22 protein-coding genes are annotated in these 23,213 nt (G+C 68.8%); 11 read left to right on the top strand and 11 right to left on the bottom strand.

The features are described 5' to 3' along the window. The 7 genes from DELCS14_RS00645 to DELCS14_RS00615 form a co-directional block, all read right to left on the bottom strand. Positions 1-369, bottom strand: coding sequence for an EamA family transporter (locus DELCS14_RS00645; protein WP_012202070.1), 369 nt, complete (start codon positions 367-369; stop codon positions 1-3). Next, positions 359-1,306 (bottom strand): alpha/beta fold hydrolase, encoded by a 948-nt coding sequence (locus tag DELCS14_RS00640; protein WP_013800031.1) that lies wholly within the window; start codon positions 1,304-1,306, stop codon positions 359-361. The genes DELCS14_RS00645 and DELCS14_RS00640 overlap by 11 nt, the downstream gene beginning before the upstream one ends. A gap of 174 nt (positions 1,307-1,480) precedes the next feature. Continuing rightward, entirely contained in the window at positions 1,481-2,185 is a 705-nt protein-coding gene (locus DELCS14_RS00635; protein ID WP_013800030.1) for an MtnX-like HAD-IB family phosphatase, read from the bottom strand. Then, complete coding sequence (locus tag DELCS14_RS00630; RefSeq protein WP_013800029.1) at positions 2,178-3,122, bottom strand: HlyD family efflux transporter periplasmic adaptor subunit; 945 nt, start codon at positions 3,120-3,122, stop codon at positions 2,178-2,180. The genes DELCS14_RS00635 and DELCS14_RS00630 overlap by 8 nt, the downstream gene beginning before the upstream one ends. Then, a complete protein-coding gene (locus DELCS14_RS00625) occupies positions 3,119-3,877 on the bottom strand; it encodes an ABC transporter ATP-binding protein (protein ID WP_013800028.1) in 759 nt (252 codons plus the stop codon). Before DELCS14_RS00625 ends, DELCS14_RS00630 begins: the two co-directional genes overlap by 4 nt. Positions 3,878-3,892: 15 nt before the next feature. Then, entirely contained in the window at positions 3,893-5,047 is a 1,155-nt protein-coding gene (locus DELCS14_RS00620; protein WP_012202065.1) for an ABC transporter permease, read from the bottom strand. Then, entirely contained in the window at positions 5,044-6,516 is a 1,473-nt protein-coding gene (locus DELCS14_RS00615) for an efflux transporter outer membrane subunit (protein ID WP_043795644.1), read from the bottom strand. Before DELCS14_RS00615 ends, DELCS14_RS00620 begins: the two co-directional genes overlap by 4 nt. Positions 6,517-6,861: 345 nt before the next feature. On the opposite strand from DELCS14_RS00615, the gene DELCS14_RS00610 reads away from it, so the two are divergent. The 3 genes from DELCS14_RS00610 (at position 6,862) to DELCS14_RS00600 (ending at position 9,888) form a co-directional block, all read left to right on the top strand. After that, positions 6,862-7,866 (top strand): fimbrial protein, encoded by a 1,005-nt coding sequence (locus DELCS14_RS00610; RefSeq protein WP_013800026.1) that lies wholly within the window; start codon positions 6,862-6,864, stop codon positions 7,864-7,866. 133 nt (positions 7,867-7,999) lie between these two features. Next, positions 8,000-8,725, top strand: coding sequence for a response regulator (locus tag DELCS14_RS00605; RefSeq protein WP_013800025.1), 726 nt, complete (start codon positions 8,000-8,002; stop codon positions 8,723-8,725). Further along, entirely contained in the window at positions 8,710-9,888 is a 1,179-nt protein-coding gene (locus DELCS14_RS00600; protein ID WP_013800024.1) for an ATP-binding protein, read from the top strand. The genes DELCS14_RS00605 and DELCS14_RS00600 overlap by 16 nt, the downstream gene beginning before the upstream one ends. Positions 9,889-9,914: 26 nt before the next feature. Here the strand turns inward: DELCS14_RS00600 and DELCS14_RS00595 are convergent, their stop codons facing one another. Beyond that, positions 9,915-10,517, bottom strand: a complete 603-nt coding sequence (locus DELCS14_RS00595) for a TetR/AcrR family transcriptional regulator (RefSeq protein WP_228676835.1) — start codon at positions 10,515-10,517, stop codon at positions 9,915-9,917. A gap of 96 nt (positions 10,518-10,613) precedes the next feature. On the opposite strand from DELCS14_RS00595, the gene DELCS14_RS00590 reads away from it, so the two are divergent. Next, the gene (locus DELCS14_RS00590; protein ID WP_013800022.1) at positions 10,614-12,308 is read left to right on the top strand and encodes an acyl-CoA dehydrogenase family protein; all 1,695 of its coding nucleotides are present in this window, start codon (positions 10,614-10,616) and stop codon (positions 12,306-12,308) included. A gap of 45 nt (positions 12,309-12,353) precedes the next feature. Then, a complete protein-coding gene (locus DELCS14_RS00585; RefSeq protein WP_013800021.1) occupies positions 12,354-13,874 on the top strand; it encodes an AMP-binding protein in 1,521 nt (506 codons plus the stop codon). A gap of 45 nt (positions 13,875-13,919) precedes the next feature. Here DELCS14_RS00585 and DELCS14_RS00580 read toward each other — a convergent pair whose 3' ends face one another. Next, positions 13,920-15,032, bottom strand: a complete 1,113-nt coding sequence (locus DELCS14_RS00580) for a siderophore-interacting protein (RefSeq protein WP_013800020.1) — start codon at positions 15,030-15,032, stop codon at positions 13,920-13,922. Positions 15,033-15,146: 114 nt separating this feature from the next. Beyond that, entirely contained in the window at positions 15,147-16,175 is a 1,029-nt protein-coding gene (locus DELCS14_RS00575; RefSeq protein WP_013800019.1) for an AraC family transcriptional regulator, read from the bottom strand. 135 nt (positions 16,176-16,310) lie between these two features. Here DELCS14_RS00575 and DELCS14_RS00570 point away from each other — a divergent pair, with 135 nt between their 5' ends. From DELCS14_RS00570 to DELCS14_RS00565, 3 genes are all read left to right on the top strand, one after another. Beyond that, entirely contained in the window at positions 16,311-17,510 is a 1,200-nt protein-coding gene (locus tag DELCS14_RS00570) for a threonine ammonia-lyase (protein ID WP_013800018.1), read from the top strand. Between the two features lie 106 nt (positions 17,511-17,616). Beyond that, complete coding sequence (locus DELCS14_RS30945) at positions 17,617-17,766, top strand: hypothetical protein (protein WP_013800017.1); 150 nt, start codon at positions 17,617-17,619, stop codon at positions 17,764-17,766. 325 nt (positions 17,767-18,091) lie between these two features. Beyond that, entirely contained in the window at positions 18,092-19,957 is a 1,866-nt protein-coding gene (locus DELCS14_RS00565; RefSeq protein WP_013800016.1) for a phosphoenolpyruvate carboxykinase (GTP), read from the top strand. Between the two features lie 293 nt (positions 19,958-20,250). Here the strand turns inward: DELCS14_RS00565 and DELCS14_RS00560 are convergent, their stop codons facing one another. Beyond that, positions 20,251-20,670 (bottom strand): hypothetical protein, encoded by a 420-nt coding sequence (locus tag DELCS14_RS00560; RefSeq protein WP_012202052.1) that lies wholly within the window; start codon positions 20,668-20,670, stop codon positions 20,251-20,253. 141 nt (positions 20,671-20,811) lie between these two features. Here DELCS14_RS00560 and DELCS14_RS00555 point away from each other — a divergent pair, with 141 nt between their 5' ends. The 3 genes from DELCS14_RS00555 (at position 20,812) to DELCS14_RS00545 (ending at position 23,205) form a co-directional block, all read left to right on the top strand. After that, positions 20,812-21,771 (top strand): LysR family transcriptional regulator, encoded by a 960-nt coding sequence (locus DELCS14_RS00555; RefSeq protein WP_013800015.1) that lies wholly within the window; start codon positions 20,812-20,814, stop codon positions 21,769-21,771. Positions 21,772-21,819: 48 nt separating this feature from the next. Beyond that, entirely contained in the window at positions 21,820-22,719 is a 900-nt protein-coding gene (locus DELCS14_RS00550) for a metallophosphoesterase (RefSeq protein WP_013800014.1), read from the top strand. A gap of 63 nt (positions 22,720-22,782) precedes the next feature. Continuing rightward, positions 22,783-23,205 (top strand): universal stress protein, encoded by a 423-nt coding sequence (locus DELCS14_RS00545; RefSeq protein ID WP_012202049.1) that lies wholly within the window; start codon positions 22,783-22,785, stop codon positions 23,203-23,205. Positions 23,206-23,213: the final 8 nt, after the last annotated feature.

Here is a 23,213-nt window from a genome sequence, read left to right as displayed (position 1 = left end):
TCAATGCAGGCCCACGATGGCGACGCCTATGGACACGAGGACAATTCCGGCGACCCGCATGGGTGCCAGCTTCTCGGCAAACAGCAGCCGGCCCGCGATCATGATGGCCACGATGTTGATGGAGCCCAGCAGCACGCCTTCGGACAGCGGCACCAGCGAGAGAAAGGCCAGCCACAGCACGAACTCGGCCACGTAGCAGCCCACGCCCAGCCACAGCCAGGGCCTGGAGGCCATGAAGCGCCAGCGCGCCAGGCCGTCGAGGTCACCGGGCTGGCTGGCGGCGGCCTTGAAGGCCAGCTGGCCCCCGCTGTCCACCAGCACGTTCAGCACCCACAGCGTGATGACCAGCGGCGAGAGATCACTGCCCATGCCGCGCGGCCTCCGCAGCCCGCACCTCGCGGGGGGCGGCACCGCTGGCGATGCGCGCCACGAATTCGGTGGTGCGCGCGATCACGGTGCGGCGGTCGCGGTCGATGGTGACCATGTGGTAGCTGTTGTCCAGCAGCACCAGCTCGACATGGGCCTGGCTGGCGCCATGCACGATGTCATGGGCGTTGGCCACCGACGAGATGTCGTCGTTGCGCGCATGGATGACCAGGCAGGGCGAGCGCAGCTGGGGCAGGCGCGCCAGCACATGGGCCGAGAGGCGGCGCAGCTCGATGATGGACCACCAGGGATTGCCCGGCAGGCCGGCCGCCGCGCTGTCGCCCGAATGCATTTGCTCGACCACGCGCGCGCGCAGGGCCTCGTCCTTGATGCCGTAGGGCGGCTGCTCCATGAACACGCTGTGGCGGCCAATGCCCAGCGCGCGGAACAGCGGCAGCAGGAAGGCCAGGCGCGTGTAGAAGGGAATGCTCCAGCCGTCGTAGCGGAAGGTGGTGGACAGGGCGCAGACGCCGTCCACCTTGTCGGGGTGGCGCTGGGCCACGGCCAGGGAGAGCACGGCGCCCATGGACAGGCCGCCGACCACCACATGGTCCATGTGCTGCGACAGTCGCTGCAGCCCGGCCTCCACGCTGGCCAGCCAGTCGGTCCAGCGCGTGTCCACGAGATCTTCCATGCTGCCGCAATGGCCGGCCAGCTGGACCGCATAGACGGTGAAGCCCTGCTTGTTCAGCCCCTTGGCCAGCAGGCGCATCTCGGCCGGCGTGCCCGTGAGCCCGTGCACCAGCAGCACGCCGGTGCGCGCGGCAGCGCCCGTGCCGGGCATGACGAATTCATGCTCGGTCACGCAGATGCTGTCCAGCCCCGTGGCAGCAGCCTGCTCGCTGTGCTGAACCAAGGAGAGCCCATCACTCAAATTCATGTCAATTTTCCATGACGCTGCGCGTCGCCCTCTGACCGTGAAACTGGCGTGCCCTGAAGCCAGAGACACCGAGGAAGGGCCTTGGCCGGCCGCGCCGCCCCGCACCGAAGGTATCGTCCCCCTTGGGGGGCGCCGTGCAACGGGAAGGCGCGAAGCGACTCAGGGGGTGGTATGTCATGCCAGCGCCTCCAGGCCCAGGACGACCTTGTCGAGCAGGGCCGTGGCCTGCTCGAAATGCTCGAAGGGCGCATGGGCGATGCCCCGGCTTTCGCAGTGGGCGATGAGCTTGTACTTGGCCAGCACGAAGTCGGCCCGGCCCGAGACGCAGAAGTCCGAGGTGCTGTCGCCCACGTAGAGCACGCGGCCGTGCAGGGCCTGCTGCTCGGCCAGGCGCTCGCACTTGCAATTGCCGCTGGCGCGCGCGCACTGCGCGCTGGCCCAGGGAGAGTCCAGGCGCCAGCTGCGCTCGCCGGTCTGCACCAGGCGGTTGGCGATGACCTGCAGATGGCCCAGGCCATGGCGCTCCAGCACATGGCGTATGGCGTAGTCGATGCCGTCGCTGACCACCTGCACCACCATGCCGTGGGCCTGGGCGGCAGCAACGAAGCCGGCAAAGCCGGGGTCGATCTCGATGGTGTCCAGGTGGGCGCGCAGCTCGGCCTCGTCCATGTCCAGCAGCGCGACCTGGCCCTTCATGCATTCGCGCGAGCCGATCTCGCCGCGCTCCCAGGCGTCTTCCAGTTCCTGCCAGCCGGGCTTGCCGAAGCGGTTGAGCAGGGTGTCGGTCACGTCCAGCAGGCTGATCGTGCCGTCGAAGTCGCTTTGCACCATCCAGCCGGGGGCGGCGGTGTCCAGATACAGGGGAATGCGCTTATTCATGAAACTGCACCCTTACGTTTTGACCCACGCGCACGGCGGCGGCGGGAGCTTGCTCGAAGACCAGCACGCACTCGATGACACGCACCGGCCCGCGCTGCTGGTCGTCCTGCAGCCGCGCCGTGCCATAGACGGGGCTGATGCGCAGCACGCGTGCCGAAGGCAGCTGCTGCTGTGCGGCGCCATCGGCGTCCAGCGTCACCGTGGCCCGCATGCCTTCGCGCACGGCGGCGGCGAAGCTTTCGTTGACTTCGGCGCGCACCTGCAGCGGGCGCTGCGGCAGCAGCACCACGGCCGGCGTGCCGGGCACGGCCTGGCTGCCCGCATGAGTGGCCAGGCGCACCACGGTGCCGGCCTCGGGCGCGCGCAGTTCCTGGCGCTTGTGCTGGGCGCGCAATTGTTCGAGCTTGCGCTGTGCCACCTGGGCCTCGGCCGCGGCCACGTCGATCTCGGCCTGGGCATCGCGCAGCGCCTGCGCGGCCTCGTCCACGTTCTGCGCATCGGCGGCGCCCTCGCGCGCTGCGGCCTGCCAGCGCGACAGGGTCTGCTTGAGCTGGGGCAGGCGCGCGGCGCGTGCCTTCTGGCGGGCCTTGGCCAGCTGGGCCTCGGACTCGGCCACGGCCAGGTCGGCCTGGCCCGTATCGTCGGCCAGCCTCAGCAGCAACTGGCCGCGCTGCACGGACTGGCCTTCCTTGACGGACAGCTGCTGCACCACGCCGGCCACGGCGGGCGACAGGTCCAGCAGGCCGCCTTCCACCTCGATCTTGCCGCGCGCCACGGCCACGGCCGCCGGGCCGTTTTGCTGCGCCTTGGCGCTGGCCTGGCCGGCATTGGCAGGCGCATCGTGCGAAGGACCGCAGCCCGCCAGCAGCGCGGCGGCGGCCAGCGCCGCAGCCAGACCGGCAGTGGACGCGGCAAGGCCGCTCAGGGGGTACTTCATTCTTTTTCCTTCAACGGGGAGGTCTGGCGCCAGTCGCTGCGGATGGCGCCGTCCTCCATGCCGAGCACGCGGTCGGCATGGCGCACCAGGCGCGGGTCATGGCTCACGCACAGCACGGTCGTGCCATGGTTGCGCGCCGCGCGGTGCAGGATGTCGATGACGCGCTGGCCGCTTTCGGCATCCAGCGCACTCGTGGGTTCGTCGGCAAACAGCAGCTGCGGCGCCTTGGCCATGGCGCGCGCGATGGCCACGCGCTGCTTTTCGCCGCCCGACAGTTCGGCCGGGCGCATGTGGGCGCGGTGGGACAGGCCGACCTCGTCCAGCGCCTGCTGGGCGCGGCGCAGGGCCTCGTCGCTGCGCAGGCCCATGTAGCCCAGGGGCAGCTGCACCTGCTCGATGGCCGTCAGCGCCGGGAACAGGTTGAAGCCCTGGAAGACGAAGCCCGTGTGGCGCAGGCGGAATTTCTCCAGCGCCCGCGTGCCCAGCTTGCCCAGGTCCTCGCCCAGCGCCATGGCGTGGCCGCTGTCGGGCGCCTGCAGGCCCGACATCAGCGACAGCAGCGTGCTCTTGCCGCAGCCCGAGGGCCCGGAGATCAGGCTCAGCTCGCTCGGGTACAGCGACACGGACAGGCCTTGCAGCACCTGCACGCTGACCATGCCCGACAGAAAGGACTTGCACAGGCGCACGGCCTCCAGGCTGGGTGCCGTGCGGGGCGCCGCCGTGGGCGCGGGGGAGTGGGCATTCATCACGTTCATGGGGTCTGGCCGTCTTCAGCGCAGCAGCGTGGCCGGGTCGGCACGCAGCAGGCTGCGCATGGCGCCCAGGCCCGACAGCAGGGACAGCACGGCCACCAGAACGGCGCAGGCCAGCACGGCCGATGCGTTCAGCGCCACGGGCACGCGGTAGGCCATGGCCAGGGCCAGCAATACGGCACTGGCCAGCGCGGCCATCACAAAGCCCAGGCCGCCGATCCAGCAGGCCTGCTCGACCACCACGCGGCCCAGTGCCGCGCGGCTCACGCCCAGCGCGTTGAGCACGGCGTACTCGCGCGAGGAAGCGGCCACCACGGCCTTGAGCGACTGGCTGGTGACCACCGAGCCCACCAGGCAGACGATGACGGCCATGAACAGCACGCCCGCGCCGGCGCCCGTGTCGAACATCCAGTAGCGCTGCGAGCGCCGCGCGAATTCCCTGGCCGTCCAGGCCTCGTAGGGGCCGAAGCTGGGTGTGGGCTGGTTCAGGCGCTGCTTCACGGCCTTGGCCGAGGCGCCCGGGCGCACGCGCGCCACGAAATAGGTGCTGCCCTGGCCGGGGTCGCCCGCAATCTCGCGGGCCGTGGCCAGCGAGGCCAATACGTTCACGCCGCCCAGGCCACGCAGGCCGTCCACGGCCGCCACCACCTGCACGCGGTGGTTGTTGACCCAGGCCACGCCGCCTTCGCTGGTGCCCAGGGTCTGCAGGTCGGCCCGGTCCACGATCACGGCGCCGGTCTCGCGCAGGCGCTGGCGCTGCCAGGGCTGGAGCACGTGGGAAAACAGCATGGAGGCGTCATCGGTGGCAATGCCCGACAGGTAGACCGACACGCCGCCACCGTGCTCGCTCGCCGCGCCGCCGGCGGCCGAGTCCGAGCGCCAGTCGCCGTCCACCCAGACATAGGGCTCGACCGCCGCGACATCGGGGTCCATGCGCAGGCGCATGTCCACGTCGCGGCCGATGGTGCGGCCGAAGTTCACGCTCTGCGTGCCCGGGTAGCCGATCCACAGGTCGGCCGAGGAAGCCGTCACATACAGCGCGGCCGATCCGAAGATGCCCAGCACCAGCGCGGCCTGCATGGCCAGCAGCACGCCGGAGAAGCCCACGGCGAAGACGGAGGGAATGAAGCGGCGCCACTCGTGCACCAGCGTCTTGCGTGCCAGGGCGATCATGAGGGCGCTCCTTGTGCGAGCGGAGCCAGTGGAGCCATGCCGCTGTCGGCAGCGTCCTGGTCCTCGGCCGGCAGCGGCGCGCCGCCCAGGGCCTTGTACAGCGCCACGTAGGCCAGCGCATGGGCGGCCAGGGCCGTGGTCTGCTCGCTGCGCGCCTGCAGCGCGGCGCGACGGGGCGCCAGGCCGCCGAATTCGCTGTCCAGGCCCAGCTTCAGGCGCTGGTCCTGCACGCGCTCGCGCTCGGCCAGCACCTGCTGGGTGGACTGCAGCGAGGCAATGCGCTCGCGCTGGGCGTCCAGCGCGGCCAGTGCGGACTCGACCTCGGCCACGCCGTCGAGCACGCTCTGGCGGTAGGCCTGGATGGCGGCCTGCAGCGCCAGCTCGCTGGCGTCGGCCTGCGAGCGGCGGCGGCCCCAGTCGAACAGGGGAATGTCGATCTGCGGCCCGAAGGTGGGTGCGTTGTCCTGCGTGGTACGCAGGTTCTGGGTGATGTTGAACGAGTACAGCAGCGAGCCGCCGATCACGAAGCGCGGATACAGCGCCGCATGCGCAATGCCCTGCTCGGCCGCCGCGCGTTCCACGGCGGCCTGCGCCACCTGGATGTCGGGGCGCGTGCGCAGCAGGTCGGCCGGCAGAACGGCCACGCCCAGCGCCTGGGGGCCGGGCAGCGGGGCCTTGGCATCGGCCTGCAGCCACTGCGCATCGGGCCGCGTGCGGCCCAGCAAGGCGGCCAGCATGTGGGCGCTGCGGGCCTGGGTTTCGCGCAGGCTGGCACGCAATGCCGCGCTCTGGCCGGCCTGCAGTTGCAGCTGGTGCACGGCCTCGGCCGTGCCCAGGCGCTGCTGCTGGCGCACCTGGGCCAGTTGCAGGGCACGCGCATCCAGCAGTGCCTGTTCGTCGATCAGGGCGCGCTGGCGCTGGGCCATGCGGATGTCCAGATAGCGGTGGACCACATCGGCCACCAGGGCCACGCGGGCCGCCTGCAGGCGGCCCCGTGCGTCAAGCACGGAGGCGGCGGCATTGCGCTCGCCGGCCTCGCGGGCGCCGAACAGGCCCAGGTCCCAGCTCACGTCGATGCTGGCGTGGAAATACGAGTCGATGGCCGCAATGTCCTGCAGCGTGCGCGCACCGGCCGTGAACACGGGCCGGAAGGCCGAGCCGGCCGTGCCGGCCAGCAGCCGTTGCTGGCGCAGGCGCGACTGTGCCTGGGACAGGTCGAGGTTGGCGGCCAGCGCCTCCTCGACCAGGGTGTTGAGGGATTCGTCGCCCCAGGCCTTCCACCAGCCCTGCAGGTCGGGCGCTGCGGCCGAGCCAGGTGCACCCGGCGCGGCGGCTGGCAGGGGCTGCGTCCACTGCGTGGGCACCGAGCCGTCAAGCTGCGCCGGAGGCGGCGAGGAGCAACCGGCCAGCGCCAGGGCGGCGCCCAGGCACAGGCTGGAGAGGCGATGCGTCGCGGCGGCGTGGTTCACGGGATGGACAGGCGGGAGGGGATGATCGAGGGGAGGGCCGGGAAAACGAGGCCAGGGAACCATGTCCCCCGGATAGCCATTGGACGCGGCCAAGCTTGCGCGAGGTTGCAGGCTTTATGGAGGAAACATGGAGAGCGCAGCGCCTTGCGGGAGCCTCTCTGCCCCAACCCGGGCAAGAGCCAGTTGCGGACCGCCCGATCACCGCGGACTCGGATGATTCCGAGTTTATTTTCAGAACGCTCCAATTCCAAGGCCGCATGCAGGTCAGTACATTGGCCGGATATCGCGCCCTATGCCACCTGTCCCAAGGCATTGATCCATATCTTCCAGGCTGGAGTTCACAGCATGTCTTTCACAGCCATCTTGCGCCATGCATTGGCCACGCCTCTCCTCTTGATTTTTTGTATGGCCCCTATTTCATCCTGGGCCCGTTGTTCCTCCCAGGGCTGGAATGCCCAGTTTCCGGGTTCAGCCAACACCCCCACCATCGTCAATGAAAATTATCCGATTGGCAGCGTTGTCTATTCCAGGACAATGAATTTACAAAATACCGGAGCCGGCAGCTACCACATTTCTTGCGACAATGATTTTTATTACATAGAAGGCATTGGAACGGAAAGCGGTGGAATATATTCCACCGCCATTCCCAACCTGGGCATGAGAATCACGTGGGAAAGAGCCGCGCCTTATTCAGGGTCCATGCTGAAACAGGGCATATTCCATTCACTGCCAAGCACCAACATGACCCTCGAGCTCGTGAAAACCGGAGAACTCACATCTGGCGGTTCCCTGAATGGCAGCTTCGCACGAATCTACTCAGGGACCAGCAATGCCCGTGACTTGCTGGCCACGATATTCTTTTCAAGTGGCATCACCGTCAACGTCAGCAGCCGCCCCAGGCCGCCGACCTGCCGGGTGTCCACGGGCAAGATCGACGTGACCATGGCCCCCGCCCCGTTCGCCGATTTCAAGGGAATCGGGTCCGTCACGGCAGCCAAGGACTTCAGCATCGAGTTGACCTGCGCGGGAGGCGAAGCCAATACACGCCTGACCGCCTTCATCACGCTGACGGATGCCACCCAGGCCACCAACCGATCGAGCACGCTGACGCTGGCCCAAAATTCCAAGGCCCGGGGTGTCGGCATACAGGTACTGAGAAACAACGTGCCCGTGAACTTCGGCCCCGACTCCGGCAGCCTGGGCAATGCCAACCAATGGAATGCGGGCCAGGTCGCACAGGGGCAGAACAGCCTGAAGATTCCGCTGAGCGCGCGCCTGGTGCAGACAGCCGGCAGCGTGACACCTGGCATGGCCTATGGCAGGGCGACCTTCACGATGAGCTACCAATAGCCGCTGATGGGTCCGCAGGAAATGAACAGCGCCAGCCTTGCGCGCGATTGCAGACTTCGTGGAGCCAATATGGAGGGGCGGCGGCACGCAGGGCATCGCACCATAATGTGCGCCTGGCCCTGCCAGCTTTCCCATGAACTCCACAGCACAGCCAACGGCAACCACCCCCCTCGTGCTCGTCGTCGAAGACGAGCCCGCCATCGCCAGCATCCTGACGGCCTATCTCGAGCGGGACGGGCTGCGTTCGCGCATGGCCTCGGACGGCCAGGAGGCGCTGCAGCTGTTCCGCCTGCTGCGGCCCGACCTGGTGCTGCTGGACATCCACCTTCCCGGCATGGACGGCATCGACGTGTTGCGCGCCATCCGCGATGACAGCCAGACGCCCGTGATCATGGTCACGGCCCTGGCCGACGATGTGGACAAGCTGCTGGCCCTGCGCCTGGGCGCCGACGACTACGTGGTCAAGCCCTTCAACCCGCCCGAGGTCGTGGCCCGCGTGCGCGCCGTGCTGCGCCGCACCCAGGCACGCAAGAACCCGGCGCCCGCGCCCATCCGCGTGGGCCCCATCGAGATCGACTCCGAGGCGCACAGCGCCGTGGTCTACGACAACGAGGGCCGCGCCCTGCCGCTGCCCCTGACACTGACCGAATTCCGCCTGCTGGCCTGCCTGGCGGCCCAGCCCCGGCGCTGCTTCTCGCGCTCCCACCTGATCGAGCACTGCCTGCCCGAGAGCGATGCGCTGGAGCGCGTCATCGACTCCCATCTGTCCAAGCTGCGCCGCAAGCTGCAGCTGGCCGGCCAGGAAGGCCTGATCGAGACCGTGCGCGGCATTGGCTACCGGCTATGGCCCTGGGACTGAGGCCCAACCGCATCTGGGTGCGCTTCGGCCTGTGGATCACGGCCACCGTGCTCAGCACCATTGCCCTGCTGGCCATCGGCGTGCTGGTGTTCTCCGAGATCCAGTACCGCGACTTCTACAGTAGCCTGCCGCCGGCCGTGCAGATCGAGCTGGACGAACTCAACGCGCAGTCGCTGGAAGACAGCCCGCGCGCCATGCAGATCTACGGCCAGTACTGGACGGGCGATCTGCTGTTCGGCGAGAAATGGTCCCTGGTCATCGGCCTGCTGGTGTGCCTGCCCTTCGGTCTGGCCGTGGGCTTCTGGGTCTCGCGCCTGGTGACGCGGCCCCTGGCGTCCATGGTCGAGGTGGCCAAGCGCGTGGAGCTGGGCGACTTCAGCGCGCGCGCCCTGCCCGGCAAGGCCCATGGCGAGATGGCCGAGATGGTGGTGGCCTTCAACCGCATGATCGATTCGCTGGAGACGCTGGAGGCCGAGCGCCGCGCCACGGCGGCCTCGATCTCGCACGAGCTGCGCACGCCGCTGACCGTGCTGCAGGCGCGCCTGCATGCCATCTGCGACGGCGTCATCGCCGCAGACGACACCGAGCTGAACACGCTGCTGTTCCAGGTCGAGCACCTGGGCCGGCTGGTCGGCGACCTGCACACGCTGTCCATGGCCGATGCCGGCCAGCTGTCGCTGCAAAAGCAGCGCCTGGACCTGGCCGAACTCGTGGCCGAGACGCTGGACCACCTGCACCCCCAGCTCCTGCAGCATGGCATGCAGCTGGAGATGCACCTGCCCGCGCTCAGTGACATCGGCATGGCCGACATCCGTGCCGACGCCGACCGCATGCGCCAGATCCTCTCCAACCTCGTCAGCAATGCCATCCGCCATGCGGCCAGCGGCGCATGGCTGGGCGTGGCGCTGACGGTGGAATCCGATATCGAAGGCCGTGCCTGGGCCGTGCTGCGCATCAGCGATGCCGGTCCCGGCCTGCCCAGCGAGCTGCGCTCCCACCCCTTCCAGCGCTTTGCCCAGGTGCCCGGCAAGCGCCGCCGCGAGGGCTCGGGCCTGGGCCTGTCCATCGTCAAGGCACTGACCGTCTCCCAGGGCGGCAGCGTGGAGGCCGACGACTCCGAGCAGGGCGGCGCCCGCTTCACGCTGCGCTTTCCGCGCGTCTGAGTCTCGGGCCCCTGGGCCCCGAGGGACTACGCAGCCTGCGCCTCGCGCAGCAGCGCATGGATGGCCCAGCCCAGCGGCGCGCGCAGCTGCTGCAGCGTCTGCTGCGGCCCCAGCGCCAGCAGCGACTGCGACACCCAGCCATAGGTCAGCGTGTGCAGCAGCCGTGCCAGGGGCTGGGCCGGCGCGGGCAGCGGCGGATCGCAGTCCTGCAATGCCGTGCCCCACAGCTGTACATAGGCCTGGTAGTGGCGGCGGAAGGGCTCGGGCGCGGACACCTTGCGCTCCAGCATGAACAGCGCGGCCCACATCGGCGCCTCGCGCGCAATGCCGTCGACCAGGGTGTCCAGCAGGCGGTCCACGCGCGTGGCCAGCGGCATGCCGGCACTGTCCTGCAGCGTCTGCAGCCCCTGGGCGTGCAGGGCCTGCACCTGGCGGTGGATGCACATGGCCGCCAGCGTGTCCATGTTGCCGAAGTATTCATAGAAGGTGCCCAGGCCCACGCCGGCCACGGCGGCCACCTCGCGCACCGTGGTGCGCTCGTAGCCCTGCTCGATCACAAGCCGAACAAAGGCGTCCTGCAGCGCCTGCGACGTGGCCTGCGCGCGCGATTGCAGGGGGCGGCGCCGCACTTTGGGCGGCTGCGGCTGCTGCCGTGAAACCCGAACACCTTTGCTGGGCATTTTTCCTAGACTTTTGCGTTGAGACCAACGATCACGGAGACGCGCATGAGCACCGGCCAGACATTGCAGACAGGGCACACCTGGAACACGCACGACGTCCTGAACCAGGTCGACGAACTCACCGACTTCAACCTGCTGGAGGCCGATCCTGCCCTGGCCGAGGCCCTTCAGCGCAACGGCGCCGCGCGCCACATTCCTTCGCTGTCGCGCTATGCGCAGCAGCTGGGCGAGCGCGCCACCTGGGAACTGGCCGAGCAGGCCAACCGCCACACGCCCGAGCTGCACCGCTTCGACGCGCGCGGCCGCATCATCGACGCCGTGGAGTTCCACCCGAGCTGGCACACGCTGCTGGGACTATACCGGCAGCAGGGGCTGATCTCCCTGCCCTTCGAGGACAGCAGCGCGGGCCGCTGGAGCGCCTGGGCCGCAGGTTTTTACCTGCACGGCCAGGTCGAACAGGGCACGCTGTGCCCGGCCACCATGACCACGGCCGCCATCCCGCTGCTGCAAAAGGAACCGGCGCTGTGGCAGCAGCTGCAGGGCAAGCTGTTCAGCCACGAATACGATCCGCGCGACCTGCCCGTGGCCGACAAGGCATCGATGTGGCTGGGCATGGGCATGACCGAGAAGCAGGGCGGCTCCGACGTGCGCGCCAACACGACGGTGGCCATGCCGGTGCACGCCGGCGGGCGTGGCGGCGAGTACCTGCTGCGCGGCCACAAGTGGTTCTTCTCGGCACCCATGTGCGATGCCCACCTGGTGGTGGCGCGCATGGGGGAAGGCGGTGGGCAGGCCTGCTTCTACGTACCGCGCTGGCGCCCGGACGGCAGCAGGAATGCCGTGCGCGTGCAGCGCCTGAAGGACAAGGTGGGCAACCGCAGCAACTCCAGCAGCGAGGTGGAGTTCGAGGACGCCTGGGGCATCCTGATGGGCGAGGAAGGCCGGGGCATTCCCACCATCATCGAGATGGCCACCTACACCCGCCTGAACTGCGTGCTGGGCAGCGCCGCCATCCTGCGCTCGGCCACGGTGCAGGCCCTGGCCTATGCGCGCCGGCGCAGCGTCTTCGGCAAGCAGCTGGCCGAGCAGCCGCTGATGCGCACCGTGCTGGCCGATCTGGCGCTGGAAAGCGAGGCCGCGCTGCAGATCGCCATGCGCCTGGCCCAGGCCTATGAGCGTGGAGGCGACGAGGGCGATCCGCTGGAGCAGGCCTGGAAACGCATCATGACGCCAGCGGCCAAGTTCTGGGTCTGCAAGCGCGGCGTGGAGCTGACGGGCGAGGCCATGGAGGTGCTGGGCGGCAACGGCTATGTGGACACGGGCGTGATGGCGCGCCTGTTCCGCGAGGCGCCCGTGAACTCGATCTGGGAAGGCTCGGGCAACGTCATGTGCCTGGACGTGCTGCGTGCCATCTCGCGCGAGCCCGACGGCGCGCAGCTGCTGCTGCAGGACCTGATCGACACGGCAGCGGGCGAGCCCGCGCTGCTGCAGCAGGCGCAATCGCTGGCCCGGCGCCTGTCCGGCCCGCCTGACCAGCTCGAGGCCCAGGCACGCCGCCTGGTGCAGGACCTGGTGCTGCTGGCCCAGGCCTGCCTGCTGCGCCGCCATGCGCCGCCCGCCATGGCCGACGGCTTCATCGCCACGCGCCTGGGGGCGCAGCAGGGCGCCATGGTGGCGGGCGCCTTCGACCCGGCAGGCCTGGACATCGCCGCCATCCTGCAGCGCGCGCTGCCCGCCTGAAGCGGCCGCCGGCCCACCACACAACAAAGCACAAGGAGACAAGACATGAACCTGCTCGACGCCTTCGACAGCGCCGTGCGCAAGACGCCCGCCAAGGCCTTTCTGCGCGACCGCGGCGCCTCCATCAGCTATGCCGACATGCAGCGGCGCTCGCAACGCGCGGCGGCCGTGCTCCAGGCCCAGGGCGTGGGCCGGGGCGATACCGTGGCCCTGATGTGCCTGAACACGCCGGGCTTTGTCGAAGCCCTGTTCGGCGCCTGGCGCCTGGGCGCCGCGCTGGTGCCCGTCAACCACAAGCTGCAGGCGCCCGAGCTGCAGTACATCCTCGACCACGCGCAGTGCAAGGCCCTGGTGTTTGACGCCGCACTCGCGCCCGTGGTCGCCGCCGCGCCACACCCCTGCGCCCGCCTTGTGACCGAGGCGCAAGAGGCCGTCCCGGGTGTCCAGGACTGGGACACGCTGGTGGCAGCCGCCAGGCCCATGGAAGGAACGCGGCCCTCCGATGGCGACATCGCCCAGGTGCTCTACACCTCGGGCACCACGGGCCGGCCCAAGGGCTGCCTGCTGAGCCACCGCGCCGTCACGCTGGCGGCGATCACGGCCGCACTGGGCCTGTCCATCACGCGCGAGGAACGCACGCTGATGGCCATGCCCATCTGGCACTCCTCGCCGCTCAACAACTGGTTTGGCGGCACGCTGTACATGGGCGGCACCGTGGTGCTGCTGCGCGAATACCACCCGCAGCATTTCCTGCAGGCCGTGCAGGACGAGGGCGTGACGCTGTACTTCGGCGCGCCGGTCTCCTACTTTGCGCCGCTGCAGATGCTGCCCGACTTTGCCCGCTACGACCTGAGCAGCGTGCGCGCCTGGGTCTACGGCGGCGGCCCCATAGGCGCCGACATGGCGCGCAAGCTGGCCACGGCCTACCGCAGCGACCGCTTCTACCAGGTCTACGGCATGACCGAGACCGGCCCCACGGGCACCACGCTCTACCCCGAGGAGCAGGTGGAGCGGGCCGGCTCCATCGGCCGCGTGGCCCTGCCCGGCGTGGACATGCGCGTGGTGCGCGACGACGGCGAGGATGCCGGCCCCGGCGACACCGGCGAGATCTGGCTGCGCACCGGCAGCGTGATGGACGGCTATCTGCACGACGCCCAGGCCACGGCTGCCGCCTTCGCACCGGGCGGCTGGTACCGCACGGGCGATCTTGCGCGCCTGGACGACGCGGGCTATCTCTTCATCGTGGACCGGACCAAGGACATGGTCATCACGGGTGGCGAGAACGTGTATTCCAAGGAGGTGGAGGACGCGCTGTCGGCCCATCCCCAGGTCGCCGATGTCGCCGTCGTGGGCAGGCCCCACGCCGAATGGGGCGAGACCGTCGTCGCCCACGTGGTGACGCGCGGCGAGGCCGCGCCGGAGGCCGAGGCACTGCAGCAGTTCCTGGCCGACAGGCTGGCGCGCTACAAGATCCCGCGTGAATTCGTCTTTGCGGCCAGCCTGCCGCGCACGCCCACAGGCAAGCTGCAGAAATTCCTGCTGCGTCAGGAGCCCAACGCCACCTGAGGCGCCGGCCCCCTGCGTGGCCTGCTTCGCGGCCTACTTAGCGGCCTACTTCGCGGCCTTGAAATCCGACTCGCTCATGCCGCGACGCCAATAGGCCACGACCAGCTGCTCGTGCTTTTCCAGACCGCGCTCCTCGCGCGCCCACTGGCGCACGGCCTGGGCGGTGTCGAATTCGCCAGCGGCCCAGACGAAGCGGCTGGCGGAATGACCGGCCAACGCATCCGGCCAGCGCACGGCGCGCAGCGCGTCGATCAGCAGCGTGGTGGTGCCGGCCTCGGCAGCGCCCCGGTGCAGCCAGTGCCATTGCAGGCCTTCGGGCGCCTGCACGGGCTGCTCGTCCTGCGGACCCTGGACTTCGGCAAACACATGGCCGCGCGTGTGCGCCGGCAGGGCGGCCGCAATGCGCAGCATGGCCGGCAGGCCGGTGTCGTCGCCGGCCAGCAGCATCCAGTCGGCCGGGGTGGCCGTGCGCCCGCCGGGGCCGGTCATGCCGATGCGCTGGCCCGGCTGGGCGCGCGCGGCCCAGGCGGACCCGGGGCCTGCATCCTCGTGCAGCACGAAGTCCACGTCGATCCATCCGTTGGCGCCGTCTTGGGCCATTCCCATCGCACGCATGGTGTACGTGCGCATATCCAGGCGCCCGTCACCCTCGGGCAGGCGCAGCAGGCCGCTGGCCGACAGCGTGGGCCATTGAGGCTCGGCCACGCCGGGCTGGGGGAACAGCAGCTTGACGTGGATGTTGGTGTCCTGCGCATAGCGCGCCATGTCGTCACAGGCAAAGCGCACGCGGCGCATGTGCGGCGTGAGATCGCGCACGGCCAGCACCCGCAGCTCGCGGAAGGCCGGCGGGCGCTGCAGCGCGGCGCCGTCACCCTCCCAGGCCAGGGAGCCGTCGGCGGCGCCCGTGGCCTCCAGCAGCAGGTGGGCCAGCATGAGCTTCATGTCCTGCAGCAGCTCCACGCCGGGTGCCGCCACCTCCGCATGGACTTGCCTGCCCTCCAGCCACAGCTGGCCCCGGCCGCTTTCGTAGTCGGCCACCCAGCGCGTGCCTTCGCGGCGCACGGTGATGTCGTGCTCCTGCATGTGCCCGACGATGGCGGCGATGGCCTCCTCGGCCCTGTCCATGCGCACCGAAGTGCGTGCCTGCAGCTGTGTCATTGACGAATGTCCTTTCGTTCGGTGATTGCAGCATCGCCCGGCGCCCGCGGGGTTTGCGCCAGCCCCGCCGACGTTTGCGCAGCGCGCCCATAAGCCCATAAGCCCATCAGGCCCTCAGAGCCTGGCGCGCACCAGCTTGGGAGAGATGCCGAAGCGGCGCTTGAAGGCCGTGGAGAAATTGGCGGCGCTGGAATAGCCGGCCGCATGCGCGACCTCGGAGACGCTGCAGCCCGTCTGCTCCAGCGCGGCCCAGGCGCGTTCCAGCCGCTGCTCGCGCCGGTACCCGTCGATGCTCGATCCGTAGGCCAGGCGGAACTGGCGCTGCAGGGCGCTGGCGCTCAGGCCGACCTCGCGCGCGATCTCGGCCAGCGGGCGGCAGCCGTCGCCGCCGCTGTCCAGCAAGGCCTTGAGGCGCGCCATGCGCCGGTGTTCGCGCACGCCCAGCACGCCCGGCACGGTCTGCGCCGGATCGGGCTCGGGCGCGTCGAGCGCCTGCACTGCCTCGTGCACCAGCTCCAGCGTGCGGCTGGCCAGCAGCAGGGGCGCAGAGCCTTCGCGCGCCAGCTGGATGATCTGCTCGGCCACCGCCACGGCGCGCGGCGATGGCTGCCAGGGCTGTATGGCCAGCAACTGCTGCGCCATCCAGTGCCGCAGCAGCGGTGGCGCGACCATGGGCAGGGCCTGGGCGGCAAACCATTGCGGCTGCACGGTGATGCTGAGCTTGCGCTCGAACTTTCCGCGCCGCCAGTGCCGCATGAACATGTCGCCGGGCCGCGAATGGATGACGGCGCCGCAGGCCTGCACATGGGCACCGGCCGGGCTGGCGGGCGCCACCTGCATCTGCAGGCCCTGGCTGCCGAAGGCTACGTCCACGCAGCCCTCCAGCAACACGACCAGGTGCAGCCCCGGCACGGCCGGCGAACGCGTGCTCATGGTGCGCAGGTCGCGCGCCTCCACGCCATGCAGCCACAGGCCGGGCTGGACCTGCCAGGACTGCAGGTGCCCGGCCAGCAGCGCGTCCTCGGCCGTGACCTCGGCGTCGAGGATGCGGTAGTCGGGACCGCTGAAGTCGCAGGCACGCAGCGTGCCCCGCCCCAGCCAGCGCGGAGGGCGTGCAGGTGTTTGGACAGAGGAAAGAGCCATGGCCAGCCGGAGCGGTGTGCGCCCCAAAGACAAGAATGATTCTCATTTTATGGATCGCGCCGGTGCGGCGCTTTCTGCGGGGAATCCATGGCGTGCCCTGCCGCGCGCCCGGGCCGCTGTGCGCCACAATGCGTGATGCTCAGCCTCCAAGACATCCAGAACGCCGCCGACCGCCTGCGCGGCGCCGTGCTCGAAACGCCCTGCGTGGAATCGCGCACGCTGTCCCAGATCACGGGAGCGCAGGTCTATCTCAAGTTCGAGAACCTGCAGTTCACGGCCTCGTTCAAGGAACGCGGCGCCCTCAACAAGCTGGCCCAGCTCTCGTCCGAGGAGCGCGCACGCGGCGTGGTCGCCATGAGCGCCGGCAACCATGCCCAGGGCGTGGCCTACCACGCGCAGCGCCTGGGCGTGCGTGCCGTCATCGTCATGCCGCGCTTCACGCCGGGCGTGAAGGTGGAGCGCACGCGCGGCTTCGGCGCCGAGATCGTGCTGCACGGCGACTCCCTGGCCGAGGCGCGCCAGCATGCCTACACGCTGGCCGAGCAGCAGGGCCTGTGCTTCGTCCACCCCTATGACGACGAGCAGATCGCGGCGGGCCAGGGCACGCTGGCGCTGGAGATGCTGGCCGAGCAGCCCGACCTGGACCAGCTCATCGTGGCCATCGGCGGCGGCGGCCTGATCGCGGGCGTGGCCACGGCCGCCAAGGGACTGAACCCGGGCATCGAGATCATCGGCGTGCAGACCCAGCGCTTTCCGTCCATGTTCAATGCCGTGCGCCAGGCCGGGCTGCCCATGGGCACCTCGACCATCGCCGAGGGCATTGCCGTCACCCAGCCCGGCGCGATCACGCAGGAAGTCGTATCGCGCCTGGTGGACGACATGCTGCTGGTCGATGAAGGCGACATCGAGCAGGCCGTGCTCATGCTGCTGGAGATCGAGAAGACCCTGGTCGAGGGTGCGGGCGCCGCGGGCCTGGCCGCGCTGCTGCGCCATCCGCAGCACTTCGCGGGCAAGAAGGTGGGGCTGATCCTGTCGGGCGGCAACATCGACCCGCTGCTGCTGGCGGCCATCATCGGGCGCGGCATGGTGCGCTCCGGGCGGCTGGCGCGCATCAAGGTCAGCGCACGCGACGTGCCCGGCGTGCTGGCGCGCATCACGGCCACGGTGGCAGCGGCGGGCGCCAATATCGAGGAAGTCCACCACCAGCGCGCCTTCACCATGCTGGCCGCGCAGAGCGTGGAGATCGAGCTGGTGCTGCAGACCCGCAACAAGGCCCACATCGAAGAGGTCATCGCTGCCCTGCAGGCCGAAGGCATGCAGGTCAACGCCGTCTAGAGCCCTAGCAGGCCCCTGGCCCCCTGTGTCATGGCTTTCCCCGAAGGCGCTGGCGGGCAGGCCTGCCTAGAATGGGGCATCCCCATTGGCAGCCAGGAGCTTTTGCATGTCGCATGATCCCGCAGCGAACCACGGCGAGCAGTCGCCCCCCGAAGACGCCACCGAGGCCATCGTCCCCTACATGCCCGTCATCCTGCCCCTGGCAGGTGCCGTGATGATGTTTCTGCTGGCCTTCATCGCCGTCAACATGGCCTGATACGGCCCCTTCGCCCCCTGCACCGAGCCCCGCTTTGCGGGGCTTTTTGTTTGCCTATTGCATAGGCAAACAGACGAAGCATCTTGCATATTTCAATGCACAGAATGCATAGTTTTTGCCATTCGTTTGCTGACAAATTCGTGACCGCTCCCTAGAATCGAATCCCCAGCCGGTGCGCCGCCAGCTTCCGCCAGCGCCGCCTCGCCGCCCCGAGAAGAGCTTCCTTCGCGCGCCGACTGAACAAGAGCCCGTTTCTCAAAGTTGGTGCGGCAACAGGCGCGTCCCCTTTGAAAAACTGGTTTTTTCAATTGAAGGAAGCTCCGCGATGAACGCACCCGTCATGCAAGGCCTGAACATCCAGGCCCCTGCCTACGTCAAGAACAGCCGACTGATCGCCTGGGTGGCCGAGATGGCCGCACTGTGTAAGCCCGCCAAGATCCATTGGTGCGACGGCTCCCAGGAAGAGTACGAGCAGCTGTGCCAGCAGCTCGTCGATGCCGGCACCTTCAAGAAGCTCGATCCCGTCAAGCGCCCCGGCAGCTACCTGGCCTGGTCCGACCCGTCCGACGTGGCGCGCGTCGAGGACCGCACCTACATCTGCTCGGCCAACAAGGAAGATGCGGGCCCGACCAACAACTGGATGGCCCCGAACGAGATGCGCGCCACACTGCAGCCGCTGTTCGACGGCTGCATGGCCGGCCGCACCATGTATGTGGTGCCCTTCTCCATGGGCCCGCTGGGCTCGCCCATCGCCCACGTGGGCGTGGAACTGTCCGACAGCGCCTATGTGGCCGTCAACATGAAGATCATGACCCGCATGGGCCGTGCCGTGTATGACGTGATCGGCGTCGAAGGCGAGTTCGTTCCCTGCGTGCACACCGTGGGCGCGCCCCTGGCCGAAGGCGAGAAGGACCAGACCAGCTGGCCCTGCAACAAGACCAAGTACATCGTCCACTACCCCGAGACGCGCGAAATCTGGAGCTATGGCTCGGGCTACGGCGGCAACGCCCTGCTGGGCAAGAAGTGCTTTGCGCTGCGCATCGCCTCCACCATGGGCCGCGACCAGGGCTGGCTGGCCGAGCACATGCTCATCCTGGGCGTGACCAACCCCCAGGGCAAGAAGTACCACGTGGCTGCGGCCTTCCCCAGCGCCTGCGGCAAGACCAATTTCTCGATGCTGGTGCCGCCCAAGGTCTTCGAAGGCTGGAAGGTCACCACCATCGGCGACGACATCGCCTGGATCAAGCCCCAGGCCGACGGCTCGCTGCGCGCCATCAACCCCGAAGCCGGCTACTTCGGCGTGGCCCCGGGCACGAACTACCACACCAACCCCAACTGCATGGCCAGCCTCGACAAGAACGTGATCTTCACGAACGTCGCGCTGACCGATGACAACGACGTGTGGTGGGAAGGCATGGACAAGGACACCGGCAAGCAGCCCGATCACCTGATCGACTGGCAAGGCAAGGACTGGACGCCCCAGATTGCCCGCGAAACCGGCGCCAAGGCCGCCCACCCCAACGCCCGCTTCACCGTGGCCGCGACCAACAACCCCGCGCTGGACGAAGCCTGGGACGATCCCAAGGGCGTGAAGATCGACGCCATCATCTTCGGCGGCCGCCGCTCCACCACCGTGCCGCTGGTGACCGAGGCCCGCAACTGGACCGAAGGCGTCTACATGGCCGCCACCATGGGTTCGGAAACCACGGCCGCCGCCTTCGGCGCCCAGGGCGTGGTGCGCCGCGACCCCTTCGCCATGCTGCCGTTTGCCGGCTACAACATGAGCGACTACTTCCAGCACTGGCTCACGCTGGGCGCCAAGATCGAAGGCCAGGGCGCCGCCCTGCCCAAGATCTTCACCACCAACTGGTTCCGCAAGAATGCCGACGGCAAGTTCGTCTGGCCCGGCTACGGCGAGAACATGCGCGTCCTGAAGTGGATGATCGACCGCCTCGAAGGCCAGGCCCAGGGCGAGCAGACCGCCTTCGGCATTGCGCCCCAGTACGCCGAGATCAACTGGACCGGCCTGGACTTCTCCGCCGACCAGTTCGCCAGCGTGACCAGCATCGACAAGGCTGCCTGGGCCGAGGAAATGCAGCTGCACACCGAGCACTTCGACAAGCTGGCCCACAAGCTGCCCCAGGAGCTGCTGGTGACCAAGGCCGAACTCGAAAAGCGCCTGGGGACATAAAGCTCCCCCTGAGCGGCTACGCCGCTTCCCCCTCTCGCTTCGCGGGGGGGACGGCACCCTCGGTGCGGGGCGGCCCTTCCTCGGTGCCCCTTGCTTTGGGCAGCGCCAGTTTCGTGGACTGTGGAAGATGCACAGAACAATGAATCCTTGAGTAGCTCTCGACCCATAGAAAAAGCCTCGCAGTGCGAGGCTTTTTTTGTGGCGTTTCAACGACGCCCCCAGACAACAAAAAAGCCGCGCCTTGTGGGCAGCGGCTTTTTTGGAGGAGCGCCGCAAGGCGCCCCAGGCAGAGATCAGTTGCCTTGACGATCCATGGCGCGGGCCAGGTCGGCCATCAGGCGGGCGTCCTGCAGGGCGGCATTCCAGATGCGCTCGTCAGCGGCAGCCTGCTGGCGGCTCTCGGTCCAGGCGCGGTAGCCGGCGCGGGCCGTCATGGCAGCGCGGCGGGCGGGAGCGGAGAACAGGGCCAGGCCCATGAAGGCGGCAACCCACAGCACCACCCAGGCGCCCAGCATGTGGCCGTCGGTCCAGTTGTGGGCGACCTCGTTGACCACCACCATCAGCGCGGCCACCAGGGCAGCGAGCAGCAGGGCGCTGGCGCCACGCTTGCCGGAGAAACGCTTGGCAGCGCTCTTGCGGTCATCGGCGGCTTGATAGACATGCACCACACCAGGGTGCTCGACACAGTAGGAGTTGTAAATGAAGTTGCTCATGGCAGATAAACCCAGTTAAATAGCCGCTTTTGACGGCGTGGCGGGCGACTAGGTGTAACTATAGGGTTTACCCTAGAGCTCTTCAAATTTATATCTTGAATCTGTAGCATTCACGCCAGTGATGACTCAGCGCCCGCCGCCATGTCTGCCCTGAACTTCCGCACACTGGATCTGAACCTGCTGCGCGTCTTCGACGAGGTGATGGCAGAGCGCAGCCTGACGCGGGCGGCCCACAAGCTGGCCATCACCCAGCCGGCCGTGAGCAACGCCCTGCGACGCCTGCGCGAGGCCCTGGGCGACGAGCTCCTGGTGCGCCAGGGCCAGGGCGTGGAGCCCACGCCGCGCGCGCTGGCGCTGTGGCCCGTGATCCGGGAGGCGCTGCAGCAGCTGCAGGACACGCTGACGCCGGGCGAATTCCATCCTTCCACCGCCACCGCCACCTTTGTGCTGGCCATGGCCGACGCCACGGCAGCCACGCTGATTCCTCCCATGTTCAGCCTGCTGGAGCGCGAGGCGCCCGGCGTGGGCATCCGCGTGCTGCCGCTGACCACGCGCGACCCGCGCGGCCTGCTGGAGGCCGGCGAGGCCGACATGGCCGTGGGCTACTTCCCCGCCGCGCTGGCCGACCTGACGGCGCGCGCGCAGTCGGGCGCCCTGGTGGCCTTCGACAGCCGGCGCCTGTATGAAGGCGAGTACCTGTGCGTGATGCGCCAGGGCCATCCGCTGGCCGATGTGCCGCTGACGCTGGACAACTACTGCGCGGCGCGCCACATGCTGGTGAGCTTCTCGGGCCGCTCCTTCGGTTTCATCGACGAGGCCCTGGCCTCGCTGGGCCGCACGCGCCAGGTGGTGCTCACCGTCAACCAGTTCTTCACGGCCGGGCGCGTGGTCATGAACTCCAACCTGCTGACCATATTGCCGCGCCACTTCGTGCCCGTGACCGGCATGGCCGACAAGCTGGTGCTGCGCGAGCTGCCCTTCGACGTGCAGCCCGTGCATGTGGACGCGCTGTGGCGCCGGCGCGGCCAGCACCCGCAGGCCTATGAATGGCTGCTGCGCACGCTCACGCGCTCGGCCGAGGCCACCTTCCCGCACACCTGAGAGCGTGTTGCGGGCGCGCGCGCCAGCTCAGGTTCTACACTTGGCCGCATGAAGATCCAGCTGCTGTCCGACCTGCACCTCGAGGCCCATCCGCATTTCATCGCCGAGCCCGCACCCGATGCTGACGTGCTGGTGCTGGCCGGCGACATAGGCTCCTACCAAAGCGGCAGCCTGCTGCAAGGCGAGCACTTCGGGCTGGAGCGTTTCTCTCCCCTGCCCCAGTACGCGGGCTGGCCCTGCCCCGTGATCTTCGTGCCGGGCAACCATGAGTACGACATGCAGGACTTCGACGCCGCCCATGCCCGCCTGCGCGCCGCCTGCGAGCGCATGGGCATGGTCTGGCTGGAGCGCGAGACCGCCGTGCTGGGTGGCGTGCGCTTCGTGGGCACCACGCTGTGGAGCGACTACGACGCCATGTCCATGCATGAAGGCGTCACCGATCTGGCCCGGCTGCTCAAGCTGCGCGAGAAGGCCTTTCGCGCCGCCAATTTCTACCTGCAAAAGACCGGCGGCACGCGCGGCGGCGAGCCCTTTCTGGCCGAGCCCATGCGCGAGCAGTCGCTGGTCTGCCAGCAATGGCTGCGCCAGGCGCTGGCCCGGCCTTTCGATGGCCCCACGGTGGCCGTCACGCACTTCGCGCCCAGCCTGCGCAGCGCCGATCCGCGCTATGGCCTGGTGCCCGGCACGGCCGGCTTTTGCAATGTGCTCGACGATCTGCTGCCCTTTGCCGATCTGTGGCTGCACGGCCACCTGCATTCGCCCAGCGACTATGTAGCCGAGGGCCTGCGCGACGATGGCAGCGCCTGGCGCTGCCGCGTGGTGGCCAACCCGCTGGGCTATGCACGCAAGGGCGAGCAGGAGGGCTTTTTCCCGCGCTCTACCATCGAGTTGCCGGTGCACATGACCGCAGGGGCGGCAGAGGTGGCAGATGCGCCGGTCCGCGCTTGACCTGGATCAAGCACTCCATCCCGGCTTGGGCTTAGTCTTGGGCCATACCAAAGGAGGACTTTCATGAACATCCTGCTCGCAGTCGATGGCAGCCCCTACACCCAGAAGATGCTGGCCTACCTGACCTCGCACCCCGAGATCCTGGGCTCCGCCCACAGCTACAGCGCCATCACCGTCCAGCCCCAGCTGCCGGCCCGCGCGCGCGCCGCCCTGGGCAAGGAGGTGGTGGACGAGTACTACGCCGAGGAATCGACCAAGGTGCTCGACCCCGTGTGCAGCTACCTGGCCGAACACGGCGTGCAGGCCACGCGCCTGAGCAAGGTGGGCCCGGTCGCCGACTCCATCATCAAGGCCGCCGAGGAAGGCAAGTTCGACCTGCTGGTCATGGGCACGCATGGCCATGGCGCGCTGGGCCGCCTGGTCATGGGCTCGGTCAGCACCCAGGTGCTGGCCGGCAGTCAGGTGCCTGTGCTGCTGATCCGCTGATCCGCTGC

The sequence above is a fragment of the Delftia sp. Cs1-4 genome (genome assembly GCF_000214395.1).
GTDB lineage: Bacteria > Pseudomonadota > Gammaproteobacteria > Burkholderiales > Burkholderiaceae_C > Comamonas > Comamonas acidovorans.
The sequence above is the reverse complement of the archived record's forward strand: the minus strand, read 5'-3'. Positions and strand labels throughout refer to the sequence as shown.